This is a genomic window from Streptomyces sp. DI166, assembly GCF_900091315.1.
In the GTDB taxonomy this organism is placed as follows: Bacteria; Actinomycetota; Actinomycetes; order Streptomycetales; family Streptomycetaceae; genus Streptomyces; species Streptomyces fuscus.
The window spans coordinates 25,635-51,643 of sequence record NZ_FLSP01000048.1; the positions used below are offsets into that span (position 1 = coordinate 25,635).

A 26,009-nucleotide genomic window follows, 5' to 3' on the forward strand; every position below is an offset into this window, starting at 1 on the left:
GACGAGGAGAGGGGCAGCGGGGACTTGGCCCTTCTCCTCGGGCTTGTGGGGAGTCCCCTCGGGCTCGTGGGGAGCCGTGCGGGACTCAGCCCATGTCCTCCAGCTTCTTGCCCTTGGTCTCGGGCACGAACTTGAGGATGAAGGGGATGGAGAGGAAGGCGAACACCGCGTACATGACGTAGGTGAGCGACAGGTTCCACTCCGCCAGGTCCGGGAACGTGATCGTGATGACCCAGTTGGCGATCCACTGGGCCGAGGCAGCGACACCGAGGGCGGCGGCGCGGATCTTGTTCGGGAAGACCTCGCCGAGCATGACCCAGACCACCACGCCCCAGGACAGGGCGAAGAAGAGGACGAAGGCGTTGGCGGCGATCAGCGCCGTGGCGCCCTGGAGGGTGGGCAGCGGGTCGTTGCCGCTCTGGTAGGAGAAGGCCCAGGCGGCGACCGCGAGCGAGACGCCCATGCCGACGGAGCCGATCAGGGCGAGCGGCTTGCGGCCGATCCGGTCGACGAAGATCATCGCGATCACGGTGCCGATGATGTTGATGATCGAGGTCTCGAACGAGTAGAAGAACGAGCTCGACGGGTCGACGCCGACGGACTGCCAGAGCAGGTTCGAGTAGTAGAAGATGACGTTGATGCCGACCAGCTGCTGGAAGACGGAGAGCCCGATACCGATCCAGACGATCGGCAGCAGACCGAACCGGCCGCCCAGCAGGTCCCGGAAGGTCGACTTGTGGTCACCGCGCACGGCGTTGTCGATCTCGGCGACACGGGCGTCGAGGTCGATGTCGCCCTCGACGTCGGCGAGCACCTTCTTGGCCTCGTCGACCCGGCCGACGCTGATCAGGAAGCGCGGCGACTCGGGGATGGCGAACGACAGCAGGCCGTAGACCAGGGCCGGGACGATCATCACGCCGAGCATCCACTGCCAGGACTCAAGCCCCGCGACCGTGCCGCGCTCGTCGCCGTCGGCCATGTTCAGGATGGCCCAGTTGACCAGCTGGGAGACGGCGATGCCGATGACGATGGCGGCCTGCTGGAAGGAGGCGAGCCGGCCGCGGTAGGCGGGCGGGGCGACCTCGGCGATGTAGGCGGGGCCGATGACGGAGGCCATACCGATGGCTATGCCGCCCAGGACGCGCCAGGCGGCCAGGTCCCAGGCGCTGAACGGAAGCCCGGAGCCGACGGCCGAGACGGCGAACAGCACCGCCGCGATCTGCATGACCCGGATACGTCCGATGCGGTCCGCGATCCGGCCGGCGACGGCCGCGCCGACCGCGCTGCCGAGCAGGGCGCAGGCGGCGACCGTGCCGGTGGCACCGGAGCTGAGGTCGAACCGGTCCTGGATGCCGCCGTTGGCGCCGTTGATGACGGAGCTGTCGTAGCCGAACAGGAATCCGCCGAGGGCGGCAGCGGCCGTGATGAAGACGACGTGCCCGAGATGTTCGGGGTGTGTCGCCTTGGCGCCTGACTGGGCTGCCTGCGCAGTGCTGGTCACGTAGTACTCCTCGGGCCACCGGCAGCATCGCCGGATGGGGGGTAGCCCTTCCTGTGGCCGGACGACTGCGCGCCACCACCTGAAGGTAAAAGCAACGTTGCAGACCCTATGCCTTCAAGTTCCGAAGTCAATAGGGAGTCCGGTGTGAGATACAGGGCAGGCGAAGTCCGCTTGTGTTCAGGACTTGAATGTAGGGGGAATCAGCGAAGACGCTGTGAGATGACCTTGGACACACCGTCGCCCTGCATGGAGACGCCGTACAGTGCGTCGGCGACCTCCATGGTGCGCTTCTGATGGGTGATCACGATCAGCTGGGAGGCCTCCTGGAGCTCCTGCATGATGCGGATCAGCCGCTGGAGGTTGGTGTCGTCGAGGGCCGCCTCGACCTCGTCCATGACGTAGAACGGGCTGGGCCGGGCCTTGAAGATCGACACCAGCATGGCGACGGCGGTCAGTGACCGCTCGCCGCCGGAGAGCAGGCTCAGCCGCTTGACCTTCTTGCCCGGCGGACGCGCCTCCACGTCCACGCCGGTGGTCAGCATGTTGTCGGGGTCGGTCAGCACCAGGCGGCCCTCACCGCCGGGGAACAGCCTGCTGAAGACGCCCTCGAACTCCCGGGCGGTGTCCCGGTAGGCCTCGGTGAAGACCTGCTCGACCCGCTCGTCGACCTCCTTGACGACCTGGAGCAGATCGGCGCGGGTCTTCTTCAGGTCCTCAAGCTGCTCGCTGAGGAACTGGTGGCGCTCCTCCAGCGCGGCGAACTCCTCCAGCGCCAGCGGGTTGACCTTGCCGAGCTGCTGGTAGGCCCGCTCGGCGGCCCTCAGCCGCTTCTCCTGCTCGGCGCGCACGAACGGCCGGGGCTTGTTGCGCGGGTGCTCGGGGTCCTCGGGCAGCTCCTCGCCCTCGGCGGGCGGGGAGGGCGGTACGAGCTGGTGGGGGCCGTACTCCTCGACCAGCCCGGCCGGTTCGACGCCCAGCTCCTCCAGTGCCTTGGTCTCCAGCTGCTCGATCCGCAGCCGCTTCTCGGCACCCAGCACCTCGCCGCGGTGCACGGAGTCGGTGAGCTTGTCCAGCTCGGCCTTCAGGTCCCGGCCGGTGGTGCGGGCCGCGGCCAGCTCCTGCTCCCGCCTGGCCTTGGCCGCCTCGGCGGCGGTGCGCTCCTCGGCGGCCCGCGCGAGGGAGACCTCGACGTGCGCGAGAAGTTGCCGGGCGCCCGAGGCGACAGCTTCGGCGACCGCGGCCTCGTGCCGCAGCCGCGCCCGCCGCTGCTCGGCACGCGCGCGTGCCTCGCGTTCCGCGCGGGCGGCCCGGTCCAGGGAGTCGGCGCGTCCGGCCAGCCCCTTGACGCGTTCCTCGTGCGTACGGACCTGGAGGCGGGCCTCCATCTCGGTCTGCCGGGCGTTGGCGCCATCGGCGTTCAGCCGGTCCCGCACGGAGGTGTCGGGCTCCTCTTCGACGGGCATCTCCTCGGCCACCGCGAGCCGTTCGGCGAGGATCTCCACCTCTTCGAGCGCTTTGTCCAGCGCCTCCTGCGCCCGCGCGGCGGCGGCCACGGAACGCTCCGCCTCTCCGGCCGCGCCCCGTGCCTGCCCGGCGAGCCGGCCGAGCTGCTGGGCCACGGCCGACTTCTCCCGGTCGGCGGCGCGACGCCGCTCCGCCAGCTCCTCGACGCGGGCGGCGCATTCCTTGCGGCGCTCCTGGGCGGCGCGCTGCGCCTCGGCCAGCTCCTCGCAGCGGACCGCCAGCTCCTCCAGCTCGGCGGCGGCCTCGTCCACGGAGGCCTGCACCTCCAGCAGGCTGGGCGCCCCGGCGGAGCCTCCTTGCGCGAAGTGGGCGCCCAGGAGGTCCCCTTCGGCGGTGACCGCGGTGAGGTGGGGGTGGGCGTAGACCAGGTCCTCGGCGTCCTCCAGGGTGCCGACGACGACGATTCCGGCGAGCAGGCGCCGTACGGCCGGCATCAGTTCGGCGGGGCCGCGCACGAAGTCGGCGGCGCGGGGGGCAGGCGCGTCGGTGGGGTCCCCCGCCGGTTCCGGTGCCCCGGTGAGCAGCAGGGAGGCGCGGCCCGCGTCCTGTTTGCGCAGCAGGCGGATCGCGTCGGCCGCAGCGGACGGTGTCGTGGCCGCGAGGGCGTCGGCCGCGGCGCCGAGGGCGCAGGCCAGCGGGACCTCGTAGCCCGGGGTGATGGTGAGCAGTTCCGCGGCCGGGCCGAGCAGGCCGGTCAGGCGGTCGCGGGCGCCCAGCAGCGCCCCGGTGCCGTCCTTGCGGCGCAGGCCGAGGGCGAGGGCCTCGTGGCGGGCCTGGGTGGCGGCGCGGGCCCGCTCCACCGCGGTGGCCGCCTCACGGGCCGACGCGAGGGCCGTCTCCGCCTCGGCGAGGGCGGTCTTGGCGGCCTCGTGCTGTGCGGCGAGTTCCGAGTCGTCCGCGTCGAGGCCGTCGACCTCGGCCTTGAGTGCCTCGTACTCCTCCTGGGCGGCGACCGCCCGTTCCTGGGCCTCGTCGCGGGCGGCGGCAAGCCGGTCGATCTCGGCCTGGGCGGCGGCGGCGCGCGAACGGGCGGCGTTGACCTGTCCGTTCAGCCGGGCCAGGCCCTCACGGCGGTCGGCGATGGCGCGGGCGGCGTCCTTCAGGCGCCGCTCCTCCAGGGCGAGTTCGCGCTCCAGTTCGGCGCGGTGGGCGACGGTCTCCTCCAGGGCGCGCTGGGCCGCCTCCAGGGCCGCCTCCAGTTCGGCCTCCTGCTCGCGGATGCGGGCGGCCTCGCGCTCCATGTCCTCGGGGTCGCGACCGCGCCGCTCCTCGGGCGGGGCGGAGGTGGCGCTCTTGACGCGGGCGTCGGCGAGGGAAATGGTGCCGCGGACCCGCTCGGCGAGCTGGGACAGCTCGTACCAGGTCTGCTGGGCGCGCTGGAGGCGCGGGGTGAGCTGCCTTACCTCGTCCTCCAGAAGCGCCTCGCGCTGGAGGGCCTTCTTCAGCTCCTGTTCGGCGGCTTCCTTGCGCTCCTTCAGCGCGGCCTCGTCGGCGACCTCCGCCTGCAGGGCCTCGCGCAGCCGTACGAGGTCGTCGGCGAGCAGGCGCAGACGGGCGTCGCGCAGGTCGGCCTGGATGACGGCGGCGCGGCGGGCGACGGCGGCCTGGCGGCCGAGCGGCTTGAGCTGGCGGCGCAGTTCGTCGGTGAGGTCCTGCACGCGGGCGAGGTTGGCCTGCATCGCGTCGAGCTTGCGCAGCGCCTTTTCCTTGCGCTTCCTGTGCTTGAGGACGCCGGCGGCCTCCTCGATGAAGGCGCGGCGGCCCATGGGGTCGGCGTGCAGCACGGAGTCGAGCTGGCCCTGGCCGACGATGACGTGCATCTCGCGGCCGATACCGGAGTCGGAGAGCAGCTCCTGGATGTCGAGCAGGCGGCACGTGTCACCGTTGATCTGGTACTCGCTGCCGCCGTTGCGGAACATGATCCGCGTGATGGTGACCTCGGAGTACTCGATGGGCAGCGCCCCGTCGGAGTTGTCGATGGTCAGCGACACCTCGGCGCGGCCGAGCGGCGGGCGGCCGGTGGTGCCGGCGAAGATGACGTCCTCCATCTTGCCGCCGCGCAGGGACTTGGCGCCCTGCTCGCCCATGACCCAGCTGAGCGCGTCAACGACGTTGGACTTGCCCGAACCGTTCGGTCCGACGACACACGTAATGCCCGGTTCGAACCGGAGTGTGGTCGCCGAGGCGAACGACTTGAACCCGCGGAGAGTCAGGGCCTTGAGGTGCACGCCGCTGGACTCTACCTGGCGGGGATGTCTCACTCCATGAACGCGCGGTTTCACCCTTGAACATGCAGGGCACACCAAACGTTGAAGAGACTGAAAGGATGCGTGGGGGAAAGAAAGAAGGGACGCCGAGGCGTCCCTTGCAGTTTCTGACAACTTAGCGGTTGATACGGGCAGCCCGACCGCCGTGTGTGCTGTCGTGGAGCAGTGCAGCGATCAGGTGAGCGCAGGCTCCGCCTGGTGTGCGTCGATGCTCTCCATGATCCTGTCGTGAGAAGCGGCAGCCGTCAGCGCGTCGTTCTCCGCCTGGATCCGTACGAGCTCGGATTCCAGGTCCTGTACGCGCTGCTGGAGCCGTCGCATCTCGGCGAGGAGTCGCGGGTCAGAGCCGCCGACGTAACCGAGAAGCGCCTTTGCCATGATGGATGGTCCTCCACAATGAGTGACCGACCGAAGCGGTGTGGGTCGTGAGGGATTCGCACCCACGGTGCTTGGCACTCTTGAGTTCTTGCTGCCGTTCTTACATGCCAAACAGCTAAGGTGCGCGGGGCTTTCAGCGTCTCACCAAAAAGTTTGACGGTCAACACGATCACGCCCCGTATTGACGGGCGCACCGGGGGCGCGCGGCCTGTTCGGCGGCGCTGCGACTCCTGCGGGGCCCTGAGGGCGTGGCGATCATCCTTGCGTGCGGAGCATGCCAGCGCAAGCGTTTCTCGGCAACCACCTGGACCTTTCTGTTTCGGGCAGGTTCCACCGGCATGGTCCGCGGGCGCGGCTGGGCCGGCCGGCGCCCCCGGATCACCGGATGGCGAAGCCGTCGTAGCCGCCGCGGGGTGTGTCCCATATCTCTGTGACACCGTCCACGCGCCCGGGCGTGTCGTCACCCTGGAGCCACTCCAGCAGACTTTCGCAACCGGAGCGGGGCCCCTCGGCGACCACTTGGACGCGTCCGTCGTCCAGATTGAGAGCAAAACCACTCAGGCCGCCGATCTCCAGCGCCTTGGCGCGTGTGAACCAGCGGAAACCCACACCTTGGACACGTCCGCGCACCCAGGCAACCAGCCGAACATCCTCGCTCATGGATGCAACCTAACCGCCCAAAGTCCCACTGGGCACTTCCGCATCCGGCGCCATGCGGTACCGTCCCCACCCAATGAATCTCATATGAAACTCACTCGATCGAGTGAGTTGGTTGATCGCCAGAGGACGAGTCGACCGCACGGACGAGGGAAGGCCAGGACATGGGACGCCACCGACGCTCCGCCGCCGGCCGCGCCGCCACAGGCCGCGCCACGGGGGTCAGTCATACCGACGGTTCCGCCCAGTGGAGCCACGACCCGCTGGCCCCGTACTCGGACGAGACGGTGGGCATAGCCCCCTATCTGCACCAGGACGCGTACGCCGGTGCCTACGCGCAGACGGAGGCCTACCTCTTCTCCTCCGAGGGCGGTCAGGGCTTCGGAGGCGCCGAGGACTACACGTGGGAACCGGAGACCACCGTCTTCGCGAGCGAGGGTCTCTACCCCGCCGACGGTGACGGGCGGGCGCGGGGGCACCGCAAGAAGAAGAAGGCCGCGACTCCGGTGCGTACCGGGCTGCTCGGGGTCTCGGCGGCGGTGGCCATCGGTACCGTCGCGGTCGCCACGGGCGTGCTGCCCGGCGGGGACACCTACACGCTCGGGGGCGGCGGCAGCAGCGACAAGGTGCGCACCGCCGACTCGCCGACCAGCTCGCCGAGCGAGCAGGGCGGCACCTCCGGCAGCGCGGAGAGCCGCGACGACAGCACCCCGGCCAGCCGGGACCAGGAGCGGGACGCCTCGCCCGCCGCGTCCCCGTCGCCGTCGACCTCCTCGGCCGCGCCGACCAAGGCCCCGGAGAAGAAGAAGCCGAAGACCACGCCGAGCAAGAAGCCGAAGACGACCCCCTCCAAGCCCGAGACCAAGGCACCGGAGAAGAAGCCCAGCGCACCGGTGACCCTCTCGGAGGAGGCAGCCGCCGCGGCCGAGGTGCTCCAGCTGGTCAACGAGGAGCGCGCGAAGGTCGGCTGCAGCCCCGTGGCCGCCAACAGCGCCCTGTCCGACCTGGCCTCCGCCTTCAGCGAGGACATGGCGGCCCGCGGCTTCTTCGACCACACCAACCCCGACGGCGAGAGCCCCTGGGACCGCGCGGCCGAGGCCGGCATCACCACCCTGGGCGGCGAGAACATAGCCCGCGGCCAGGCCGACGCCGCCGCGGTCATGGAAGCCTGGATGAACAGCCCCGGCCACAAGGCCAACATCCTGAACTGCGACTTCAAGACCCTGGGCGTGGGCGTCCACATGGCCCCCGGCGGGCCTTGGTGGACGCAGAACTTCGGGTACTAGAGACACATAACCACGCACAAGGGCTCCCCGTCCGGCTGTCGGACGGGGAGCCCTTGTGCGTGTGCCCTGCGTAGGGCTTACGCCGCCACCGACGTCCGGCCCGTTACGAAGGCGCGGGCCGCCTCCGCGACGCGGCGGCCGAGGTGTTCCGCGGTGGCGATGTCGGCCTTGTGGACGGCGTCGGGGCCCTGGTCGACGTTGGTCTGGGCCGCCGCGCCGGCGAAGACGCCGAGGCGGTTGAGGTCGTGCTCGGAGCCCTCGCTGTTGTTCCAGCCGGGGTGCAGGCCGAGGTTGATCCAGTGCATGCCGTGCTGCGCGGCGAGGATCTGGAAGAACTGCAGCGTGTGCAGCTTGTCGCCGCTCTTGGAGCCGGAGTTGGTGAAGCCGGCCGCCAGCTTGTCCTTCCAGTCCTGGCCGAACCAGCGCTTGGAGCTGGCCTCGGCGAAGACGTGGAAGGGGCCGGAGGCGGTGCCCATGTAGGTGGGCGAGCCGAAGACGATGGCGTCGGAGCCGTCGAGCACGGCCCACTCCTCGTCGGTGATCTCGGCGACGTTGATCAGCTTCACCTCGGCACCGGCCTGGGCGGCACCGGCGCGGACGGCCTCGGCGAGGACGGCGGTGTGGCCGTAGCCGGAGTGGTAGGCGATGGAGACGACGGGGGTGGTCACGGGGCGTACTCCTGGAGTCGGCAGGTCAATGATGGTGTGGAAATGAAAGCACTAACCAGAAGTTAGTGCAACCTACGGGTTAGCGCTGTGGTCGAGTACGCTTTTTGGTATGGACACCGCACAGGAGCGCACGGCGGAGCAGGAGCTGCCGTACAACGTGTTCGCGAAGGCCTGCCCCTCGCGCGGCACGCTGGAGCACGTCACCGGCCGCTGGGGCGCGCTCACCCTCGGCGCGCTGAGCGACGGATCGCTGCGCTTCAACGAGCTGCGCCGGCGCGTGGACGGCGTGAGCGAGAAGATGCTGTCCCAGACACTGCACGCGCTGGAGCGCGACGGGCTGGTGCTGCGCGAGGCGCAGCCGACCAACCCGCCGCGGGTGGACTACGAACTGACGCCGCTGGGCCGCGAGGTGGCCACCCGGCTGCTCGGCCTCATCCACTTCGTGGAGGGCCGGATGGACGACGTGCTGGAAGCCCGCGAGCGCTACGACGCGGCCCGCGGCGGCCTCTGACACTTCGGGCAGAAGTAGCTCGACCGGTTCATCCAGGGGCGCCGCCGCATCGGCGTGCCGCATCTCTTGCAGGGCAGCCCTTCACGGCCGTACGCGTCCAGGGACCGGTCGAAGTAGCCCGACTCGCCATTGACGTTGACGTACAGGCTGTCGAAGCTGGTGCCGCCGACCGCGAGGGCCGCGTTCATCACGTCCCGTACGTGGCCGAGGAGTTCGAAGGTGCGCGGGCGGGTGAAGGTCGCCGTCGGGCGGTCGTAGTGCAGGCGGGAGCGCCAAAGGGCCTCGTCCGCGTAGATGTTGCCGACGCCGCTGATCAACGACTGGTTCAGCAGGGCCCGTTTGACGGTGGTCCGCTTGCGGCGCAGCGCCTGGTGGAACGCCTCGTCGTCGAAGAGCGGGTCCAGCGGGTCGCGGGCGATGTGCGCGATGACGTCGGGCAGTCCGTCGGGGGTGTTCTCGTGCAACGACAGTCCGCCGAAGGTGCGTTGGTCGACGAAGCGGAGTTCGGTGCCGAGGGCGTCGGCGAAGCGGACGCGGATACGCAGGTGCTTCTCGGCCGGTGCCTCGTGCGGCTGTACCAGGAGCTGGCCGCTCATGCCGAGGTGGGCCAGGACCGACTGGTGCATGTCCTCCAGCGGCAGCCACAAGTACTTGCCGCGGCGGCTCGGCACGCCGAACCGGTGCCCCTTGAGGCGGTGCGTGAAGTCGTCGGCGCCCGCGATGTGCCGGCGCACGGCGCGCGGGTGCAGCACCTCGGCGTCGGCGACGGTGCGATGGGCGACCCAGCGCTCCAGTCCGCGCCGGACGACCTCGACCTCGGGCAACTCGGGCATCGCATCCCCCGTACACACCGGTTCACGAGCCGAGCGCCCGCCCCGGGACGGGAACGGGCGCTCGGCGGGGCCTGTTTCGCTCAGGCGGAGGCGGACGCCTCGTCGGCGTCCGCGGCGGCGTTCTCCGCCGCTTCGGCCGCCTGCTTGGCGCGCTCGTCCGCGGCGGCCCGGATGGACCGCCAGGCGGACTCGGCGGCCTGCTGCTCCGCCTCCTTCTTGCTGCGGCCGGTGCCGGTGCCGTACGAGACGCCTCCGACGCGGGCGGCAGCAGTGAAGGTCTTCTCGTGGTCGGGGCCGGTCTCCGTGACCAGGTACTCGGGGACACCGAGCCCCTCGGTCGCGGTGAGCTCCTGGAGACTGGTCTTCCAGTCCAGGCCGGCTCCGAGATTCGAGGACTTCTCGATCAGGGGATCGAACAGGCGGTGCACCAGCTCCGCCGCCGAGTCCAGGCCCTGGTCGAGATAGACCGCGCCGATCACCGCTTCCAGGGTGTCGGCGAGGATGGACGCCTTGTCCCGGCCGCCCGTGCCCTCTTCACCGCGGCCGAGCCGGATGAAGGAACCCAGGTCCAGCCCGCGGCCGACCTCCGCAAGCGCACGAGAGTTGACCACCGCGGCCCGCAGCTTGGCCAGTTGGCCCTCGGGCAGGTCGGGGTGGGTGCGGTACAGCGTGTCCGTGACCACGAGGCCGAGCACGGAGTCCCCGAGGAACTCCAGGCGCTCATTGGTCGGCAGACCGCCGTTCTCGTACGCGTACGAGCGGTGCGTCAGCGCACGCACCAGAAGGGCGGACTCGACCTGGTAGCCGAGCCGCCCTTCCAACAGCGTGTGGGACGAGGCCGTGTTCTCCGCAGAGTTCTTCTTCGGCGTGGACACAGTGCCTCTCACCAGCCGCTCAGACCTCGAGGACCTGGCGCTTGTTGTAGGTGCCGCAAGACGGGCACGCGATGTGCTGCTGCTTGGGCTCGTGGCAGCGCTCGCACGCAACCAGGGTGGGGACCGCAGCCTTCCACTGCGACCGGCGGTGGCGCGTGTTGCTGCGCGACATCTTCCGCTTCGGAACAGCCACGGCTACTTCTCCTGCTTCTCGTCGACGCCCGGTTCGGCGCCGCTCATCTCGTCCTTCTCGCCGTCTTCGAGTGAACCGGCGAGTCCCTGCAGTGCCGCCCAACGGATGTCGACGGCGTCATGGTGGTGGTCCGGGTCGTCCGCGAGGCGCACGCCGCACTCGGCGCACAGTCCCGGGCAGTCTTCCTGGCACACCGGCTGCATCGGCAGTGCGAGCACCACCGCGTCCCGCAGCACGGGTTCGAGGTCGAACAGGCCGTCCTCGACAAAGAGCCTGTCCTCGTCGTCCTCGTCGTCGGCGGCGTCTTCGTCGGACCGCGACTTGGCGCGGCCCCGCTCGTCGGCTTCGGGGTACGAGAACATCTCCTGGAAGTCCGCTTCGACATCCAGCTGAAGCGGCTCCAGACACCTTACGCACTCCCCCTCGGCCTGTGCACGGGCGGTGCCTGTGACAAGCACCCCTTCCATGACCGACTCAAGGCGGAGTTCGAGCTCCACCGGAGCGCCTTCCGGCACTTCGATGACGTCCTTCAGACCGAGGTCCTTGGGCGCGTCGATCGTGCGGTTCAGGCGCTGGAGCGCGCCAGGACGCCGACCCAGCTCGTGTGTGTCGAACACGAGGGGGTTGCGGTGGTCGAGGCGGGCGTTCAGAGCCATTCCTGCTTTCGATCTTCTCAGCTCAGGGACGCTGCCCCCGGTGTCCCCGGGCAGCGCTGATCGCGGACGTACGCGCGACCGAAGAGCCAGGATACTGGACCATTCGCTCACAGCCCAATCCGGTGGATCCCCTACTGGCCGCGACGCCTGACGCGGCTACTGACCGCGCCCCTGCTCGTAGGCGCGCAGCTGCTCCGCGCTGATCATGCTGGTGTCGAAGAGGCTGGTCTCGTCCAGGGCGTACCCGGGCTGCTGCTGCGGGACCTGCTGCTGCGGCTCGTACGCCGTCTGCTGGGCGTCGTAGCCCTGGTAGGCGTAGGGGTCGGCCTGCTGGTAGCCGTAGGGGTCCTGCTGGGCGTAGGCGGGCTGCTGGTAGCCGCCGTAGGTGTCGTACGAGGGCTGCTGCGGGGCGTACGCGGGCTGCTCGGGCTGCTGCGGCTGGACCGGCTGGGCCGCGGCGTCCTGTTCGGCGAGGGCGGCCAGGTCGGCGAGATAGTCGGCGTCGCTGGAGTGCTGGACGGTGGTGCCGTCCTCGGCGAGGGCGCCGAGGTCGTCGGTGGCGATCCGGCCGTGCAGCTTCTGCCGGCCGCGGCCGACCGCCTCCAGGGTCTTGGCGAGCACCGCCTCGAAGGCGCCGAGCTTGACGTCGACGTATTCGTCGGCGCTGCGGCGCAGGGTCTCCGGGTCGTGGCTGCGCTCGGGGGCGTCCTCGTCCTCGTAGCCCTGCTCGTCGAGGCCGGGGCCGGTGCCCAGCAGCTTCTCGCGGCCGCGGCCGACGGAGCCGAGGGTCTTGGTGAGGACCACCTCGAAGTTGGCGAGCTTGGAGTCGACGTAGTCGTCGGCCTCCGCGCGGATCTCCTCGGCCTCCTTGCGGGCCTCGGCGAGGATCCGGTCGGCCTCGGCCTGGGAGCGGCGGGCGACCTCGGTGTCGGAGATCAGCGAGCCGCGCTCGGCGTGCGCGCCCTGGATGATCCGCTCGGCCTCCTGACGGGCCTGCTCGACCATCTGCTCGCGGTCGCCGATCAGCTCCTGTGCCTGCGCGAGGGAGCCGGGCAGGGCCTGGCGGACCTCTTCGAGCATCGAGAGCAGCTCGGCGCGGTTGACCACGCACGAGGCCGACATCGGCATCGACCGGGCACTGGAGACCGCCGCGACGATCTCGTCGAGCTTCTTCTGCACGTCCATCGTGTGCTCGCCACTCTCTACAGCTGTTTCGGAGACGGACGGGACGACTGTAGCCCCCTCTGTCCCCGCTGTAGCCCCGTCAGTCCTGGCGCAGCCGCTCGTTCAGGGCGTCCAGCACGAGCGGCGGGACGAGGTGGGAGACATCGCCGCCCCAGGTCGCGACCTCCTTGACGAGCGAGGAGGACAGGAAGCTGTAGGTGGGGTTGGTGGGCACGAAGAGGGTCTCGACGCCCGAGAGGCCGTTGTTCATCTGGGCCATCTGCAGCTCGTAGTCGAAGTCGCTGACCGCGCGCAGGCCCTTGACGATGGCGGGGATGTCGCGCTGCTTGCAGAAGTCGACGAGGAGCCCGTGGAAGGCCTCGACGCGCACGTTGGCGTACTCGGCGGTGACCGCGCGGATCAGGTCGAGGCGCTCCTCGACCTCGAACAGGCCCTTCTTGGCCTTGTTGATCATCACCGCGACGTAGACCTCGTCGTACAGCCTGGAGGCGCGGGAGATGATGTCGAGGTGTCCGTTGGTGATCGGGTCGAACGACCCGGGACAAACGCAGCGGCGCACTTGAGTTCCCTCGCTCTCCGGTCCGGTCATCGTGCGTCTTCGCACGTAGAGGCGGCGCGACCGTACCAAAACGTTCCCTCGCCGTAGCGACGGGCCCGGATGGCCTCGAAGCCGTCCGGCCAGTGGAATTCCCCGCCTCTGGTGCTGCGCTCCACGGTGACGAGCGCTTGCTCAGTGAGCCAGCCCTGCGTGCGGAGTGTGAGGAGAATCTCCCGAAGATCGTCGTCCGTGACGGCGTACGGCGGATCAAGGAAGACGATGTCGTACGGGCCCGGCGCGGGCGCCTTGATGATCTGCTCGGCCTTGCCCGCGCGCACCTCGGCGCCGGGGAGGCCGAGGCTCTTGACGTTCTCCCGCACGACGCGGGCGGCCCGAGCGTCCGCCTCGACGAGGAGGGCGTGGCTCGCGCCCCGGGAGAGGGCCTCCAGGCCGACGGCGCCCGATCCCGCGTACAGGTCGAGGACCCGTTCGCCGTCGAGGGGGCCGCCGAGGAGGGACTGCCAGGTGGACATCAGACCTTCGCGTGCGCGGTCGGAGGTCGGGCGGGTGCCGTTGCCTGGCGGCACTGAGAGGCGACGGCCGCCGGCGGTGCCGGCGATCACGCGGGTCATCTTCGGTCCTTGGTGGTGGGCGGCTGTGGGTATCAAGTGTGGCCGGTCGCGCCCGCCCGGCGGTAGCCGCATGGTCCATACAGCCCCGCGCCCCTCGGGCAGTGCCGGTCAGCCCTTTTCCAGGTACTGCTCCCTCTCCTCGTCCAGGAGCGCGTCCAGGGCGGTGCGCAGGCCCGGGAGCCCGGTCAGCTCCGGGTCGGCCGCGACCACCGCCGTGGCCTCCTCGCGGGCCTGGGCGATGATCTCCTCGTCCTCGATGACCGCCAGCATCCGCAGGCTGGTGCGGGCGCCGGACTGGGCCTGGCCGAGGACGTCGCCCTCGCGGCGCTGTTCGAGGTCGATACGCGAGAGTTCGAAACCGTCGAGGGTGGCGGCGACGGCGTTCAGGCGCTGGCGGGCGGCGCTCGCCTCGGGCATCTCGGTGACCAGCAGGCACAGTCCGGGCGCGGAGCCGCGGCCGACCCGGCCGCGCAGCTGGTGCAGCTGGGAGACGCCGAAGCGGTCGGCGTCCATGATCACCATGACGGTGGCGTTGGGGACGTTGACGCCGACCTCGATGACGGTGGTCGCGACCAGGACGTCGGTCTCCCCGGCGGCGAACCTGCGCATGACGGCGTCCTTGTCGTCGGGGTGCATACGGCCGTGCAGCACCTCCACGCGCAGGCCGCCGAGCGGGCCCTTGGTGAGCTGGTCGGCGACATCGAGGACGGCGAGCGGCGGGCGCTTCTCCGCCTCGTCCTCGGCGGACTTCTTCTTCGGGTCCGGTTCCTCGTCGCCGATGCGGGGGCAGACGACGTACGCCTGGTGGCCGTTCTCAACCTCCTCGCGCACGCGCTCCCACGCGCGGGTGAGGAAGTGGGGTTTGTCGGCGGCCGGGACGACATGGCTGGCGATCGGGGAACGGCCGGCCGGGAGCTGGTCGAGGACGGAGGTCTCCAGGTCGCCGAAGACGGTCATCGCGACCGTGCGCGGGATGGGGGTGGCCGTCATGACCAGCAGGTGCGGGGGCTGTTTGCCCTTGCCGCGCAGGGCGTCGCGCTGCTCCACGCCGAAGCGGTGCTGTTCGTCGACCACGACCAGGCCGAGGTCGTGGAACTGCACCTTGTCCTCGATCAGCGCGTGCGTGCCGATGACGATGCCGGCCTCGCCGGTGACCAGGTCGAGCAGCGCCTGGCGCCGGGCCGCGGCCCCCATGGAGCCGGTCAGCAGGACGACCTTGGTGGCGTGCTCGGCGCCGCCCAGCATGCCGCCCTCGGCCAGTTCGCCCATCATCTCCACGATCGAGCGGTGATGCTGCTGGGCGAGGACTTCGGTGGGGGCGAGCATGGCGGCCTGGCCGCCCGCGTCGACGACGGCGAGCATGGCGCGCAGGGCGACCATGGTCTTGCCCGAGCCGACCTCGCCTTGCAGCAGCCGGTGCATCGGGTGCTCGGTGGCCAGGTCGGTGAAGATTTCCTCGGAGACGCGGCGCTGGCCGTCGGTGAGGGTGAAGGGCAGGCGGGCGTCGAAGGCGGCGAGGAGACCGTCCGGTTTGGGCTTGCGGGCCACCGCGGCGAGTTGGGTGTCGGCGTGGCGGCGGCGGGCGAGGGCGACCTGGAGGACGAACGCCTCGTCCCACTTCAGTCGGGCGCGGGCGTCGGCGATGTCGGCCTTGGTGTGCGGGCGGTGGATCTTCTCCAGCGCCTCGGGCAGTGGGAGCAGGCCGCGGCCCGCCCGCAGGCTCTCGGGGAGCGGGTCGACCGCGTCCTGGGCCATCGGGAGCACCGTCTGAAGCGCCTTGCCGATCTTCCAAGACTCCAGTTTGGCGGTCGCGGGGTAAATGGGAATCAGGGCGCCCGCCCAGGTCTCCACGGTCTCCTCGCCGTCGCCGCGCAGCAGTTCGTAGGCGGGGTGGGCGAGCTGGAGGCGGCGGTTGAAGACGGAGACCTTGCCCGCGAACATCGCGCGTGTGCCCGGCAGGAGTTCCTTGTGGGGCTTGTGAACGCCGTTGCCGAAGAAGACGAGTTGGAGCCGGCCGCTGCCGTCGGTGATGGTGACCTCCAGCCGCTGGCCCTTGCCGCGCGGGGCCTTGGCGGAGGCGAAGCTGTGCAGCCGGGCATCGGCGACCTGGGCGACCACCGTGACGTGCTCGTCCATGGGCAGGTCGGCGAGGTGGGTGAGCTGGCCGCGCTCCTCGTATCTGCGCGGATAGTGGTGCAGGAGGTCGCCGACGGTGTGCAGTCCGAGGTGCTCGGCCATGACCTTCGCGGTGGCGGGGCCGAGCTGCGACTTCAGTGGCTGCTGGAGCGGTTCTTGCGGTGCGGGCACGAGATCCATTGCACACCACGCCACTGACAACGGCACCGAGTGCCTGCCCCGCGGCACCGTAAAGTCCTAGGAAAGCCCTGGTCAGAGACCAGGTTGCGCTCTAGGATGACGCGTCCTACGGCCATCCTTCGCGGTCACCGCCTCACCGGACCGCCCGACCCCGCGCCGACCCGCACCCCCACCGGCGCAGCGACGATGGACTCCCAGACCTCACAGGCATCCCAGGCACCCCAGTCCCCTCATACGTTCCAGGTCGATCTGCGCGGCCTGGTGGACCTGCTCTCCCACCACCTCTACTCCAGTCCGAAGGTCTACCTGCGCGAGTTGCTGCAGAACGCGGTGGACGCCATCACCGCGCGGCGGGCCGAACAGCCCGACGCCCCCGCGCGGGTACGGCTGTACGCGCGGGACGGCGGGCTGCGGGTGGAGGACTCGGGCATCGGGCTGACCGAGTCCGACGTGCACAGTCTGCTGGCGACCATCGGGCGCAGTTCCAAGCGGGCGGAGGGCATTCAGGCGGCGCGTACGGAGTTTCTCGGCCAGTTCGGGATCGGCCTGTTGGCCTGTTTCGTGGTCGCCGAGCGGATCCGGGTGGTCAGCCGCAGCGCGCGGACGCCCGAGGCGCCGCCGGTGGAGTGGACGGCGACGGACGACGGTTCGTACACCGTGCGGACGCTGCCGGACGCCGAGCATCCGGAGCCCGGTACGACCGTGCATCTGGTGGCGCGGGCCGGTGCCGGGGAGTGGCTGGAGCCGGAGCGGGTGCTGGCGCTGGCCCGGGACTTCGGTTCGCTGCTGCCGTACGACGTGCGCGTGGGCGAGGAGGCGGTCACCGATCTGCCGGCGCCCTGGGAGCGCGCCTACCCCTCCCCCGCCGGCCGGCGGGTGGCGCTGGCCCGGCACTGCCATGAGCTGTTCGGGTTCACGCCGCTGGACTCGATCGAGCTGAACGTTCCGCTGGCGGGTGTGCGCGGCGTGGCGTACGTGCTGCCGTCGGCGGTCAGTCCGGCCCAGCGCGCGGGGCACCGGGTGCATCTGAAGGGCATGTTGCTGACCGAGCGTGCCGAACAGCTGCTGCCGGACTGGGCGTTCTTCGTGCGCTGCGTGCTGGACACGGACAGCCTGCGGCCCACGGCCTCGCGCGAGTCGCTGTACGAGGACGAGACGCTGGCGGCCGTACGGGAGGCGCTCGGGGAAAGGATTCGCTCCTGGCTGACCGGGCTCGCGGCCGGTGATCCGGAACGGCTGGCGGCGTTCCTGTCCGTGCACCACCTGGGCGTGAAGTCGCTGGCGCGGCACGACCGGGAGATGCTGCGCACGATGCTGCCGTGGCTGCCGTTCGAGACCAGCGACGGGCGCCTGTCGCTTGAGGAGTTCGCGCAGCGGCACCCGGTGGTGCACTTCACGCGGACCGTGGAGGAGTACCGGCAGGTGGCGCCGATCGCGTCCGCGCAGGGCGTCGGCGTGATCAACGGCGGTTACACCTACGACAGCGAACTGATCGAGGCGCTTCCGTCGGTGCGTCCCGGAACCGCGGTCGCGGAGCTGGACGCGGACACCGTGACCGCGCACCTGGACGCGGTCGATCCGGCCGAGGAGCTGGCGCTGGCCGGGTTCCTGGCGGCGGCACGGGCGAAGCTGGACCCGCTGGGCTGCGATGTCGTCCTGCGCGCCTTCCACCCGCTGTCCGTGCCCGCGCTGCACCTGGACGACCGGGCGGCCCGGCACGAGCAGGCCCGCGCGGAGGCCGAGGAGCAGGCCGACGACCTGTGGGCGGGCATTCTCGGCTCGCTGCGCGGCAGCGCGCCCCGCGCGCGTCTGGTGCTCAACCACCTCAACCCGCTGATCCGGCGGATCAGTTCGCTGGGCGACCCGGAACTGATCGGCACCGCCACGGAGTCCCTGTACGGACAGGCCCTGCTGATGGCGCAGCGGCCGCTCAGGCCCGCGGACTCGGCGCTGCTGAACCGGGCCTTCATGGGTCTGCTGGAGTGGGCCACGAACGGCGAGGAGGGTCGCTGATGAGCGGGATCACGGACTTCGACGCGCTGCGCCGGGCCCTGGCGGAGAACGCCGAGCAGCCGGAGGGACCGGCGCGCAACGCGCGGGCGGAGCAACTGCTCGCCGAGGCCGAGAAGCTGGGGATCCCGCTGGCCGTGATCGAGGCGCTCGGGCATCAGCTGTCGGTCTACAACTACAGCTCCGAGAAGGACAAGATGTTCGTCCCGTTCGCGCGGCTGCTGCGCATGTGGGACGAGCGGCCCGAGGACTTCGACGCGCAGGAGACGCATTCCCTGCACTGGGTGTTCAAGTGGATGACGTCCGGCATGCTCGACCAGCCGCACATCCCGCTGGCGTCCATAGAGAAGTGGCTCGGCGAGATGGAGCACCGCTACCGGCTGGCCGGTCACTCCGAACGCGCCGTGCGTTCCAGTGAGTTCAGCGTGGCCGCGCACATCGGGGACCTGGAGCGGGCGGAGCGGGCGTACGCGGCGTGGCTGGCCGCCGACCGGGACTCCATGGCCGACTGCCACGCCTGCGAGCTGCGCAGGCAGGGCTGGTGGCAGGCGGAGCGGGGCCGGGACGAGGCGGCGCTCGAACTGTGGGAGCCGGTCCTGGAGGGCGAGTTCGCCTGCGCGCACGAGCCGCACACCGTGCTCGCCTCCTCGCTGCTGCCGCTGCTGCGGCTGGGCCGGGTGGACGAGGCGCGCGCCCACCACTTGCGCGGGTTCCGGCTGGTGCGGCCGATGGAGAGCATGCGCGGGGCGTACGCGGATCATGTCGAGTTCTGTGCCCTGACCGGAAACGAGGCGCGTGGACTTGAGTTGTTGGCGGAGCGTCCCGCGTACTTCACCGACAGCGGGCATCCGCGCAGCCGGCTGGACTTCCTGTCGGTGGTGACACTGCTCATGGAGCGGCTGACGCTGCTCGGGTTCGGGGAGCAGCGGGTGCCGGGTCCCGCGGGGCGGACCTGGACGGCGCGCGAACTGGCGGCACACGCGCGTGCGGAGGTGCTGGAGCTGGCCGCGCGGTTCGACGCGCGCAACGGCACCGCGTACGTCAGTGAGTCGGCACGCGCGCGTATGGCGCAGGAGCCGCTGGTGGAGCGGTTGCCGCTCGGGGTGCGGTCGGCACGGGCCGCCGTGGCCCCCGTGGCGGTTCCGGTGCCGGAGGTTCCGGCGCAGGATGAGCCCGTGGAGGCGGACTTGCGGACCTTGCTGGCCGAGGCCCGGCGGCTGTCGGACACGTTGCAGCCGGACGCCGTCGCGGCGTGGGCGGCGGTGGCGCGGGCGGCCGAGGGCATGGAGCTGGACGCCCGGGACCGTGCGGAGATCGCCGACCACCGGGCGATGGAGCTGGGCCCCGAGGGCGTGGACCTGTTCGAGCGGGCGGCGCGGCTGTACGCCGAGGCGGGCGACCCGGGCGAGGCGCTGGCGGCACGCACGCGTGCGGCGTACGTACGGGCGCTCACCGGGCACCTGGAGGAGGCGCTCGCCGGGGTCAACGGCCCCTACGACGAGGTGCTCGCGCTGTACGCCGAGGACGGCACGGGGCTGCGGCAGACGGCGGCGGTGCTGACGGGGCGGGCCCGGGTGCTGATGCGGCACGTCCACGAGGCGGACGAGCCGGTGGACCCGGGGGTCGTGTCGGCGGCGGAGGCGGCGGCCCGTGAGGTGCTGGCGCTGGTGGACGGACGGACCGGGGACGACGTGCGGCTCGCCGCGCGGTCCGCGGAGGCGCAGGCGATGCTCGCCGAGCTGGCGGCGCTGTCGGGGGACGTGGCGGGGGCGGCGCGGCTGTTCGCGCGGGCGTCGGCGGCGTTCGTCGGGGCCGGGCTGCCGTGGTTCGCGGTGGAGTACGAGGCGCGGCTGGCGGGGCTCGCCCACCATCTGGGCGACACGGCGGAGGCGGAGCGCGCGCTGCGGGCGGCCCTGGAGCACGGCGGGCCGTACCTGGAGCCGCCGGGCCTGGCGCAGCTGCATCTCCAGCTCGCCGAGGTGCTGGGCGGCCGGGGTCTGTCCGAGGAGGCCGCCGAGCACGCCCTGGAGGCGGCGCACTGGGCCGACGAGGCGGGTGAGGGGCCGACTCTGGGCGCCTGGGCGCGGCACCAGCTCGGCGGGTTCCTGCTGCGGCAGGGGCGCTGGGCGGAGGCCGCGGAGGTGCTGGAGTCGGCGCTGCCCGACCTGAGCGCGGAGACGCACGGGGACGGGGCGGTCGTCCAGACGCAGTGGTGGCTCGGGGACTGTCTCAGCGAGCTGGGCGAGCACCGGGAGGCGGCCGAGCGGCGGCTACAGGCGGCGGAGATCGCCCGGCACTGGCCCGAGCAGCACGACCACGCCACGCTCGCGCATCTCGCCGCGGAGTCGCTCGGGCAGGCGGGGCTGCACGACGAGGCGGACCAGGCCTACGCGCGGGCGGGCGATCTGTGGCGCCGGCTGGGCAACGTCCATGGGCTCGTACGTTCCCTGCGCGCCCGCGCGTGGCTCGCGCTGCGCGCCGAGGACGGCGCGGACCCGGCGCGGGAGCTGATGTCGACGGCGGTACGGGAGTGCACGGCGGCCCTGGAGGCGGCGCCCGACGAGGAGACGCGCGCCCGGCTCACCGCCGAGCTGGGCCACACCCACCGCCAGTTCGGTGACCTCCTCGCCCGCTCCGCCGCCGAGGACGACGGCGACGAATCGATCCGCTCCGCCCTGGACGCGGCCCTGGCCCGGATGTCCGAGGCGGTCACCGTCTTCGCCGAACTCGGCGAGGAGGGCCGCGACGCCCGCACCTCCGCGGAACTGGCGGCAGGCTGGCTCGCCGCCGACCTGGGCCGCCCCACGGAAGCGGCGGCCCGCGCCCGAGCGGTCCTGTCGGCCTACGCGGACACCCCCGAAACCGAGGGCGCGGCCCAGGACCGCAGGGCGGAGGCGGAACAGCTCCTGGACGTGGTGAAGGAGGACGAGGAGACCTGAGCGGGGGCCGGCCCCACGGGCCGACCCGCACGCCGGGCGACGGTCCTCAGGCCCCCGGCCGAAGACACGGCACGCACGCACGCGGCGCGGGATGGCGCTGCGCCTGGCGAAGAGGACCCCGGACCACACGGCACACGCGCGGGGCGCGAGCCCCGGACCATACGACCCACGCGCGGGGCACGGGACATCCCCGAGAGAAGAACAGGAGCTTGCCCCACAGGTCACCCCACACGGCTGGGCGGCAGGCAGGCCCCGGCCCCAACCGACCACGCGGCACACGCGCACGCGCGCGGCGCGGGACGACGCCGAAACTGGCGAAGAAGCCCCCGGACCACACAGCACACGTGCGTGCGGCACGGGACAACCCCAGGATCCGGCCCCTGGACCCGGACCGGCTCCGCGCACGAGGAGTGGCAATCCGGCCTCCTGCCACCACCGCAGACAGAAACACGGCGCGCGCGTGCAGCGCCGGACACCCCCGGGACCCGAGCCCAGGACCCTCACCACCTCCGCACACGGGCACGCGAACAGCGGCACCCGGCCCCTTGCCGCCGCCGGAGGCAGAGACGCGCCCCGTGCGGGGGCCGCGCCCCTACTCCACCCCGATGAGCAGCAACGCCCCCTGGCGGCCGCCCCGGTACACCACCGTGTCCACCGCCAGGTACGACTCCCTCACCCGGGCCTGGAGGTGGTCGGCGATGCCTTCGGGGGCCTCGTCGCCGAGGACCAGGGTGACCAGTTCGCCTCCTGCCGCGAGCATGCGGTCGAGGACGGTTTCCGCGGCCGACGTGACGTCCGTGCCGATGACGGCCACGTCGCCGTCGATGAGGCCGAGGACGTCGCCGGCCTGGCAGATGCCGGCCATGGTCCAGGACTGGCGTTCGGCGACGGCGACCTCGGCGTAGCGGGTGGCGCCGGCCGCCGAGGTCATGGAGACCACGTCCTCGTCGAAGCGGCGGTCCGGCTCGTGCACGGCGAGCGCGGCGATGCCCTGGACGGCGGAGCGGGTCGGGATCAGGGCGACACGGATGCCCTCCGCGCGGGCCTGCTCCGCCGCCGCGGCAGCGGTGTGGCGCAGGTCCGCGTCGTTGGGCAGCAGCACGATCTCCCGCGCGTGGGCGCGCCGTACGGCCTCCACCAGCTCCCCACTCGCGGGCGGCTCCCCGGGCCGGGCGAGCACGGTGGTGGCACCGGCCTCGGTGTAGAGCCCGGCCAGGCCCGGCCCCGGCACGACGGCCACGACCGCCCGCTGCACCCGCTCCCTGGGCGGTCGTTCCGCCCCGGTGGTGTGCACGTCCCCGGCGCCGAAGTGGGTGATGCGGATCCGGTACGGCCGTCCCGCCTCCACGCCCGCCTCCACGGCGGCACCGGCGTCGTCGACGTGCACATGGACGTTCCACAGGCCGTCCCCGCCGACCACGACCAGCGAGTCCCCGAGTCCGTCGAGGCGCTCCCGCAGGCGCGCCACGGCCTCGTCCGAGGCCTCCAGGAGGTAGATCACCTCGAAGGCGGGCCCGCCCTCGCTGACGGGCGCGCACTCCGCGGGCGCCTCGACCGGCACGCGCGCGTGAGCCGCCGTGACCACCGGCTTCTCCCCCGTGAACGTCTCCACCAGCGCGGCCAGCACCGTCACCAGCCCCCGCCCCCCGGCGTCCACGACCCCCGCGCGCTCCAGCACCGCGAGCTGGTGCGGGGTAGCGGCGAGTGCGGCGCGGGCCCCTTCGTAGGCGGCCCGGGCGACCGCCCCGCAGTCGCCCTCCGCCCCGTCGGCCGCGTCCGCCGCCGCCGAGGCGACGGTCAGGACCGTGCCCTCGACCGGGTGGGCCACGGCCTGGCGGGCGGAGTCGGCGGCCCGCCGCAGCGCCAGCCGGAGCGCACCGGCCTCGGCGTGCGGCCGGTCACCGTCGGCGGACAGCACCTGGGCCATGCCGCGCAGCAGCTGCGCCAGAATCGTCCCGGAGTTCCCGCGCGCCCCTATGAGCGCGCCGTGGGCCATCGCGCGCACGGCGTCGGCGAGGGAGGGCGCGGTGCCCCGGGAGCCCGCCTCGTGCCCGAGGAACACCGCGTCGACGGCGGCCGCCGCCGACTCCACCGTCAGATACAGGTTGGTGCCGGTGTCCCCGTCGGCCACGGGGTAGACGTTGATCGCGTCGATCTCCTCCCGCGCCCGCCCCAGTGCCTCCAGCGCGAGGCCGCACCAGGTGCGTACCGCGAGAGCATCGAGGAATGTCTGCGGCACCTGGGCCACCTGCGCCTCCTTGAGCTGCCGGACGTGGGACGCAGCGTAGACCCAGGGACCGGGGGCACCGGAAGAGGGCCGGGAGCGGGGCCCTGAGCAGCCATGGTAGTTTCGTTCTACTGGCGCAGTCGTTGTATGCTGCTCCGGTTGCCCGATCCAGATCGGGCCATTCCCCCTGGCAACGCCACTCAGATCATTGATCCTGCGATCTAGATCCCGGCCTGCCGGGATCAACCGTAAGTGCATCTGAAGTCTTTGGAGTGACCCGTGGCTGCCAACTGCGACGTCTGCGGCAAGGGGCCGGGCTTCGGCAACAACATCTCGCACTCGCACCGCCGTACGTCCCGTCGCTGGAACCCGAACATCCAGCGCGTCCGTACCGTGGTCGGCGGGACGCCGAAGCGCGTGAACGCTTGCACCTCGTGCATCAAGGCCGGCAAGGTCTCGCGCTGACGCACAGCTAAGCGCGCGGCCACAGCTGGTTCGCTGCACTGAGCCGGTCCACCTCACGGTGGACCGGCTTTTTGCCTGCCCGAAAAGCCCCGGGAGCGAGGAACCCTCAGCGCCTTCTGAGCGCCCAGGCGTGGTCCACCGGCCCGATCCCGCCGCCGAGCGCGAACCCGGCCGCGATGGCCCCGGTGACGTACTCCTTGGCCGCCGTCACCGCCTCCGGCACGGCCCGTCCCTTCGCCAGTTCCGAGGCGATGGCGGAGGCGAGCGTGCAGCCCGTGCCGTGGGTGTGCCGGTTGTCGTGGCGCGGTGCGCGCAGCCAGTGCTCCTCGGAGCCGTCGGTGAGCAGATCGACGGCGTCGCCCGCGAGATGGCCGCCCTTGATCACGACCCAGCGCGGCCCGTACTCCAGCACGGCCGCCGCGGCCCGGCGCAGATCGTCCTCGGACGTGACGCGCACGCCGGTGAGCTGGGCCACCTCGTCGAGGTTCGGGGTGGCGACCGTGGCCACCGGGAGCAGCTTGGTGCGCACCGAGTCCAGCGCGGAGGCCGCCAGCAGCGAGTCCCCGTGCTTGGACACCCCGACCGGGTCGACGACCGCCGGGGCGTCGGTACCGGCGATCAACTCGGCGACCGCCTCCACGAGTTCGGCGGACGCCAGCATGCCGGTCTTCACCGCCCGCACGCCTATGTCGTCGACGACGCTGCGGTACTGGGCGCGCACCGCCTCCACCGGCAGCGGCCAAGCGCCCTGCACGCCGAGCGAGTTCTGCGCGGTGACCGCGGTGATCACGCTCATGCCGTGCACACCGAGCGCCAGCATCGTCTTCAGGTCGGCCTGGATCCCGGCTCCGCCACCGGAGTCGGAGCCCGCGACCGTGAGCACCCTCGGCGGCGCGCTCATGACTCGATGTCCCCGAAGTGGTCCCAGCCGCCCTTGCTGGTCCAGGGCGCCCCGTCGACCGTCACCTGGGGCAGCGCGGAGGGGTGGAGGACCTCGCCGATGACCTTCCAGCGGGCGGGCAGCTTCACGTCCGGCGGGAAGGTCGCCACGATCGCGTGGTCCTCTCCCCCGGTCAGCACCCACTGCATGGGGTCGACGCCGACGGCCTGCCCGATGTCGTTCATCTGGGAGGGGATGTCGATCGCCCCGGAGCGGATGTCGATACGGACCTTGCTGGCCTCGGCGATGTGCCCGAGGTCGGCGATCAGCCCGTCGCTGACGTCGCACATGGCCGTCGCCCCGAGCCCGGCCGCCGCAGGTCCCGCGTGGTACGGCGGCTCCGGGCGCCGGTGCGCCTCGACGAAGGCGCGCGGCGAGCGGAAGCCGCGGGAGAGCACCGCGTACCCGGCCGCGGACCAGCCCAGCCAGCCGGTCACGGCGACGAGGTCGCCGGGCTGGGCGCCGGCCCGGGTGACGGGCTCCTGGTTGCGCAGATCGCCGAGTGCGGTGATCGACACCGTGATCGAGTCGCCGCGTACGACGTCACCGCCGACCACGGCGGCGCCGGCCACCTGGCACTCGTCGCGCAGGCCGTCCATCAGCTCGCTCGGCCAGGTCACCGGAAGCTCGGCGGGGACGACCAGCCCGAGCAGCAGGGCGGTCGGTACGGCGCCCATGGCCGCGATGTCGGCGAGGTTCTGCGCGGCGGCCTTGCGGCCCACGTCGTACGCCGTGGACCAGTCCCGGCGGAAGTGCCGCCCCTCGACGAGGATGTCGGTGCTCGCCACGACCCTGCGGTCGGGCGCGGCGACCACCGCGGCGTCGTCGCCGGGGCCGACCCGGACCGCCGGGGTGGTGGTGAGACGGGAGGTGAGCTCCCTGATGAGCCCGAACTCCCCTAGCTCACCAACAGTGCCCTTCATTGCCCTTGTGCCCCTTCTGTCCCTGTCCGTTCCCGGTCGCGTGTCTCTACTGTCCTCGATACGGTCGAGGTGGCCGTCAACCAATGGCGTGCCTGCACCCCGGCGCGGGACCACGGCCCCCGCGGGTCTCCCCGTGACGAGCGACAACGCGATACCGTGGCGTTCCTTTTCCCCACATGATCCTCGTGGCCGCCCTGGAGGTTCCGTGGTACAGGCGTACATCCTGATCCAGACGGAGGTCGGCAAAGCGTCGACCGTCGCCGAGACGATCAGCAAGATCCCTGGAGTGATCCAGGCCGAGGACGTGACGGGACCCTATGACGTAATCGTCCGCGCCCAGGCCGACACCGTCGACGACCTGGGTCGCATGGTGGTCGCCAAGGTCCAGCAAGTGGACGGCATCACTCGCACCCTGACCTGCCCGGTCGTCCATCTTTAGCCCCCCGTCCGCCCTTGGCCGGTGATCTCTTCGCGTCACCGGCTCA

At 71.7% G+C, this 26,009-nt stretch carries 22 protein-coding genes; 6 read left to right on the forward strand and 16 right to left on the reverse strand.

Annotated features, from left to right (window positions below; translation table 11 throughout):
- Window positions 1-85 precede the first annotated feature (85 nt).
- The 4 genes from GA0115233_RS22890 to GA0115233_RS22905 form a co-directional block, all read right to left on the reverse strand.
- The gene (locus GA0115233_RS22890; RefSeq protein ID WP_093722153.1) at window positions 86-1,501 is read right to left on the reverse strand and encodes a sugar porter family MFS transporter; all 1,416 of its coding nucleotides are present in this window, start codon (window positions 1,499-1,501) and stop codon (window positions 86-88) included.
- Between the two features lie 200 nt (window positions 1,502-1,701).
- Window positions 1,702-5,253 carry a chromosome segregation protein SMC gene (smc, locus tag GA0115233_RS22895; RefSeq protein ID WP_093722154.1) on the reverse strand — a complete coding sequence of 1,184 codons (3,552 nt, stop codon included), beginning with the start codon at window positions 5,251-5,253 and terminating at the stop codon, window positions 1,702-1,704.
- A gap of 213 nt (window positions 5,254-5,466) precedes the next feature.
- Complete coding sequence (locus tag GA0115233_RS22900) at window positions 5,467-5,670, reverse strand: hypothetical protein (protein WP_058922942.1); 204 nt, start codon at window positions 5,668-5,670, stop codon at window positions 5,467-5,469.
- 378 nt (window positions 5,671-6,048) lie between these two features.
- Window positions 6,049-6,330, reverse strand: coding sequence for an acylphosphatase (locus GA0115233_RS22905; protein WP_093722155.1), 282 nt, complete (start codon window positions 6,328-6,330; stop codon window positions 6,049-6,051).
- Window positions 6,331-6,491: 161 nt separating this feature from the next.
- Between GA0115233_RS22905 and GA0115233_RS22910 the strand changes: the two genes are divergently transcribed.
- Window positions 6,492-7,613: a CAP domain-containing protein gene (locus GA0115233_RS22910; protein WP_093722156.1), complete on the forward strand. Its 1,122-nt coding sequence runs from the start codon at window positions 6,492-6,494 to the stop codon at window positions 7,611-7,613.
- Window positions 7,614-7,690: 77 nt separating this feature from the next.
- Here GA0115233_RS22910 and GA0115233_RS22915 read toward each other — a convergent pair whose 3' ends face one another.
- Window positions 7,691-8,281: a flavodoxin family protein gene (locus GA0115233_RS22915; protein ID WP_093722157.1), complete on the reverse strand. Its 591-nt coding sequence runs from the start codon at window positions 8,279-8,281 to the stop codon at window positions 7,691-7,693.
- 109 nt (window positions 8,282-8,390) lie between these two features.
- Here GA0115233_RS22915 and GA0115233_RS22920 point away from each other — a divergent pair, with 109 nt between their 5' ends.
- Window positions 8,391-8,792, forward strand: coding sequence for a winged helix-turn-helix transcriptional regulator (locus GA0115233_RS22920; protein ID WP_093722158.1), 402 nt, complete (start codon window positions 8,391-8,393; stop codon window positions 8,790-8,792).
- Here the strand turns inward: GA0115233_RS22920 and mutM are convergent.
- The 8 genes from mutM to recG form a co-directional block, all read right to left on the reverse strand.
- The gene (gene mutM, locus GA0115233_RS22925) at window positions 8,765-9,625 is read right to left on the reverse strand and encodes a bifunctional DNA-formamidopyrimidine glycosylase/DNA-(apurinic or apyrimidinic site) lyase (protein ID WP_093722159.1); all 861 of its coding nucleotides are present in this window, start codon (window positions 9,623-9,625) and stop codon (window positions 8,765-8,767) included. The genes GA0115233_RS22920 and mutM overlap by 28 nt on opposite strands.
- 80 nt (window positions 9,626-9,705) lie before the next feature.
- Window positions 9,706-10,500, reverse strand: a complete 795-nt coding sequence (gene rnc, locus GA0115233_RS22930) for a ribonuclease III (protein WP_093722160.1) — start codon at window positions 10,498-10,500, stop codon at window positions 9,706-9,708.
- Window positions 10,501-10,519: 19 nt separating this feature from the next.
- Window positions 10,520-10,693 (reverse strand): 50S ribosomal protein L32, encoded by a 174-nt coding sequence (rpmF, locus tag GA0115233_RS22935; protein ID WP_003951102.1) that lies wholly within the window; start codon window positions 10,691-10,693, stop codon window positions 10,520-10,522.
- Window positions 10,694-10,695: 2 nt separating this feature from the next.
- Window positions 10,696-11,349, reverse strand: coding sequence for a YceD family protein (locus tag GA0115233_RS22940; RefSeq protein WP_093722161.1), 654 nt, complete (start codon window positions 11,347-11,349; stop codon window positions 10,696-10,698).
- Window positions 11,350-11,505: 156 nt separating this feature from the next.
- The gene (locus GA0115233_RS22945; RefSeq protein WP_093722162.1) at window positions 11,506-12,534 is read right to left on the reverse strand and encodes an ATP synthase F0 subunit B; all 1,029 of its coding nucleotides are present in this window, start codon (window positions 12,532-12,534) and stop codon (window positions 11,506-11,508) included.
- Between the two features lie 79 nt (window positions 12,535-12,613).
- Entirely contained in the window at window positions 12,614-13,093 is a 480-nt protein-coding gene (coaD, locus tag GA0115233_RS22950) for a pantetheine-phosphate adenylyltransferase (protein ID WP_093722163.1), read from the reverse strand.
- 26 nt (window positions 13,094-13,119) lie between these two features.
- Entirely contained in the window at window positions 13,120-13,776 is a 657-nt protein-coding gene (rsmD, locus tag GA0115233_RS22955) for a 16S rRNA (guanine(966)-N(2))-methyltransferase RsmD (protein ID WP_255310311.1), read from the reverse strand.
- A 36-nt stretch (window positions 13,777-13,812) separates the two neighbouring features.
- Window positions 13,813-16,020: an ATP-dependent DNA helicase RecG gene (gene recG / locus GA0115233_RS22960; RefSeq protein ID WP_093722165.1), complete on the reverse strand. Its 2,208-nt coding sequence runs from the start codon at window positions 16,018-16,020 to the stop codon at window positions 13,813-13,815.
- Between the two features lie 186 nt (window positions 16,021-16,206).
- On the opposite strand from recG, the gene GA0115233_RS22965 reads away from it, so the two are divergent.
- Both GA0115233_RS22965 and GA0115233_RS22970 read left to right on the forward strand, forming a co-directional pair.
- A complete protein-coding gene (locus tag GA0115233_RS22965; protein WP_093722180.1) occupies window positions 16,207-18,033 on the forward strand; it encodes an HSP90 family protein in 1,827 nt (608 codons plus the stop codon).
- Entirely contained in the window at window positions 18,033-20,969 is a 2,937-nt protein-coding gene (locus GA0115233_RS22970) for a hypothetical protein (protein WP_093722166.1), read from the forward strand. The genes GA0115233_RS22965 and GA0115233_RS22970 overlap by 1 nt, the downstream gene beginning before the upstream one ends.
- A gap of 592 nt (window positions 20,970-21,561) precedes the next feature.
- On the opposite strand, the gene GA0115233_RS22975 is transcribed toward GA0115233_RS22970, so the two are convergent.
- A complete protein-coding gene (locus GA0115233_RS22975) occupies window positions 21,562-23,217 on the reverse strand; it encodes a DAK2 domain-containing protein (protein WP_093722167.1) in 1,656 nt (551 codons plus the stop codon).
- A 258-nt stretch (window positions 23,218-23,475) separates the two neighbouring features.
- Here GA0115233_RS22975 and rpmB point away from each other — a divergent pair, with 258 nt between their 5' ends.
- Window positions 23,476-23,661: a 50S ribosomal protein L28 gene (gene rpmB, locus GA0115233_RS22980; RefSeq protein WP_003993230.1), complete on the forward strand. Its 186-nt coding sequence runs from the start codon at window positions 23,476-23,478 to the stop codon at window positions 23,659-23,661.
- A gap of 106 nt (window positions 23,662-23,767) precedes the next feature.
- Here the strand turns inward: rpmB and thiD are convergent, their stop codons facing one another.
- Both thiD and GA0115233_RS22990 read right to left on the reverse strand, forming a co-directional pair.
- Window positions 23,768-24,562, reverse strand: coding sequence for a bifunctional hydroxymethylpyrimidine kinase/phosphomethylpyrimidine kinase (gene thiD, locus GA0115233_RS22985; protein WP_093722168.1), 795 nt, complete (start codon window positions 24,560-24,562; stop codon window positions 23,768-23,770).
- Window positions 24,559-25,524 carry a thiamine-phosphate kinase gene (locus GA0115233_RS22990; RefSeq protein ID WP_093722169.1) on the reverse strand — a complete coding sequence of 322 codons (966 nt, stop codon included), beginning with the start codon at window positions 25,522-25,524 and terminating at the stop codon, window positions 24,559-24,561. The genes thiD and GA0115233_RS22990 overlap by 4 nt, the downstream gene beginning before the upstream one ends.
- A gap of 205 nt (window positions 25,525-25,729) precedes the next feature.
- On the opposite strand from GA0115233_RS22990, the gene GA0115233_RS22995 reads away from it, so the two are divergent.
- Entirely contained in the window at window positions 25,730-25,963 is a 234-nt protein-coding gene (locus GA0115233_RS22995; protein ID WP_003997603.1) for an Lrp/AsnC family transcriptional regulator, read from the forward strand.
- Window positions 25,964-26,009: the final 46 nt, after the last annotated feature.

Bases quoted from the DNA above. Each gene is read 5' to 3' on its own strand.
- GA0115233_RS22900 (WP_058922942.1), bottom strand. From the start codon at position 5,670: ATGGCAAAGGCGCTTCTCGGTTACGTCGGCGGCTCTGACCCGCGACTC.
- GA0115233_RS22905 (WP_093722155.1), bottom strand. From the start codon at position 6,330: ATGAGCGAGGATGTTCGGCTGGTTGCCTGGGTGCGCGGACGTGTCCAA.
- GA0115233_RS22910 (WP_093722156.1), top strand. From the start codon at position 6,492: ATGGGACGCCACCGACGCTCCGCCGCCGGCCGCGCCGCCACAGGCCGC.
- GA0115233_RS22920 (WP_093722158.1), top strand. From the start codon at position 8,391: ATGGACACCGCACAGGAGCGCACGGCGGAGCAGGAGCTGCCGTACAAC.
- mutM (WP_093722159.1), bottom strand. From the start codon at position 9,625: ATGCCCGAGTTGCCCGAGGTCGAGGTCGTCCGGCGCGGACTGGAGCGC.
- GA0115233_RS22940 (WP_093722161.1), bottom strand. From the start codon at position 11,349: ATGGCTCTGAACGCCCGCCTCGACCACCGCAACCCCCTCGTGTTCGAC.
- GA0115233_RS22945 (WP_093722162.1), bottom strand. From the start codon at position 12,534: ATGGACGTGCAGAAGAAGCTCGACGAGATCGTCGCGGCGGTCTCCAGT.
- rsmD (WP_255310311.1), bottom strand. From the start codon at position 13,776: ATGCGGCTACCGCCGGGCGGGCGCGACCGGCCACACTTGATACCCACA.
- recG (WP_093722165.1), bottom strand. From the start codon at position 16,020: ATGGATCTCGTGCCCGCACCGCAAGAACCGCTCCAGCAGCCACTGAAG.
- GA0115233_RS22965 (WP_093722180.1), top strand. From the start codon at position 16,207: ATGGACTCCCAGACCTCACAGGCATCCCAGGCACCCCAGTCCCCTCAT.
- GA0115233_RS22970 (WP_093722166.1), top strand. From the start codon at position 18,033: ATGAGCGGGATCACGGACTTCGACGCGCTGCGCCGGGCCCTGGCGGAG.
- thiD (WP_093722168.1), bottom strand. From the start codon at position 24,562: ATGAGCGCGCCGCCGAGGGTGCTCACGGTCGCGGGCTCCGACTCCGGT.
- GA0115233_RS22990 (WP_093722169.1), bottom strand. From the start codon at position 25,524: ATGAAGGGCACTGTTGGTGAGCTAGGGGAGTTCGGGCTCATCAGGGAG.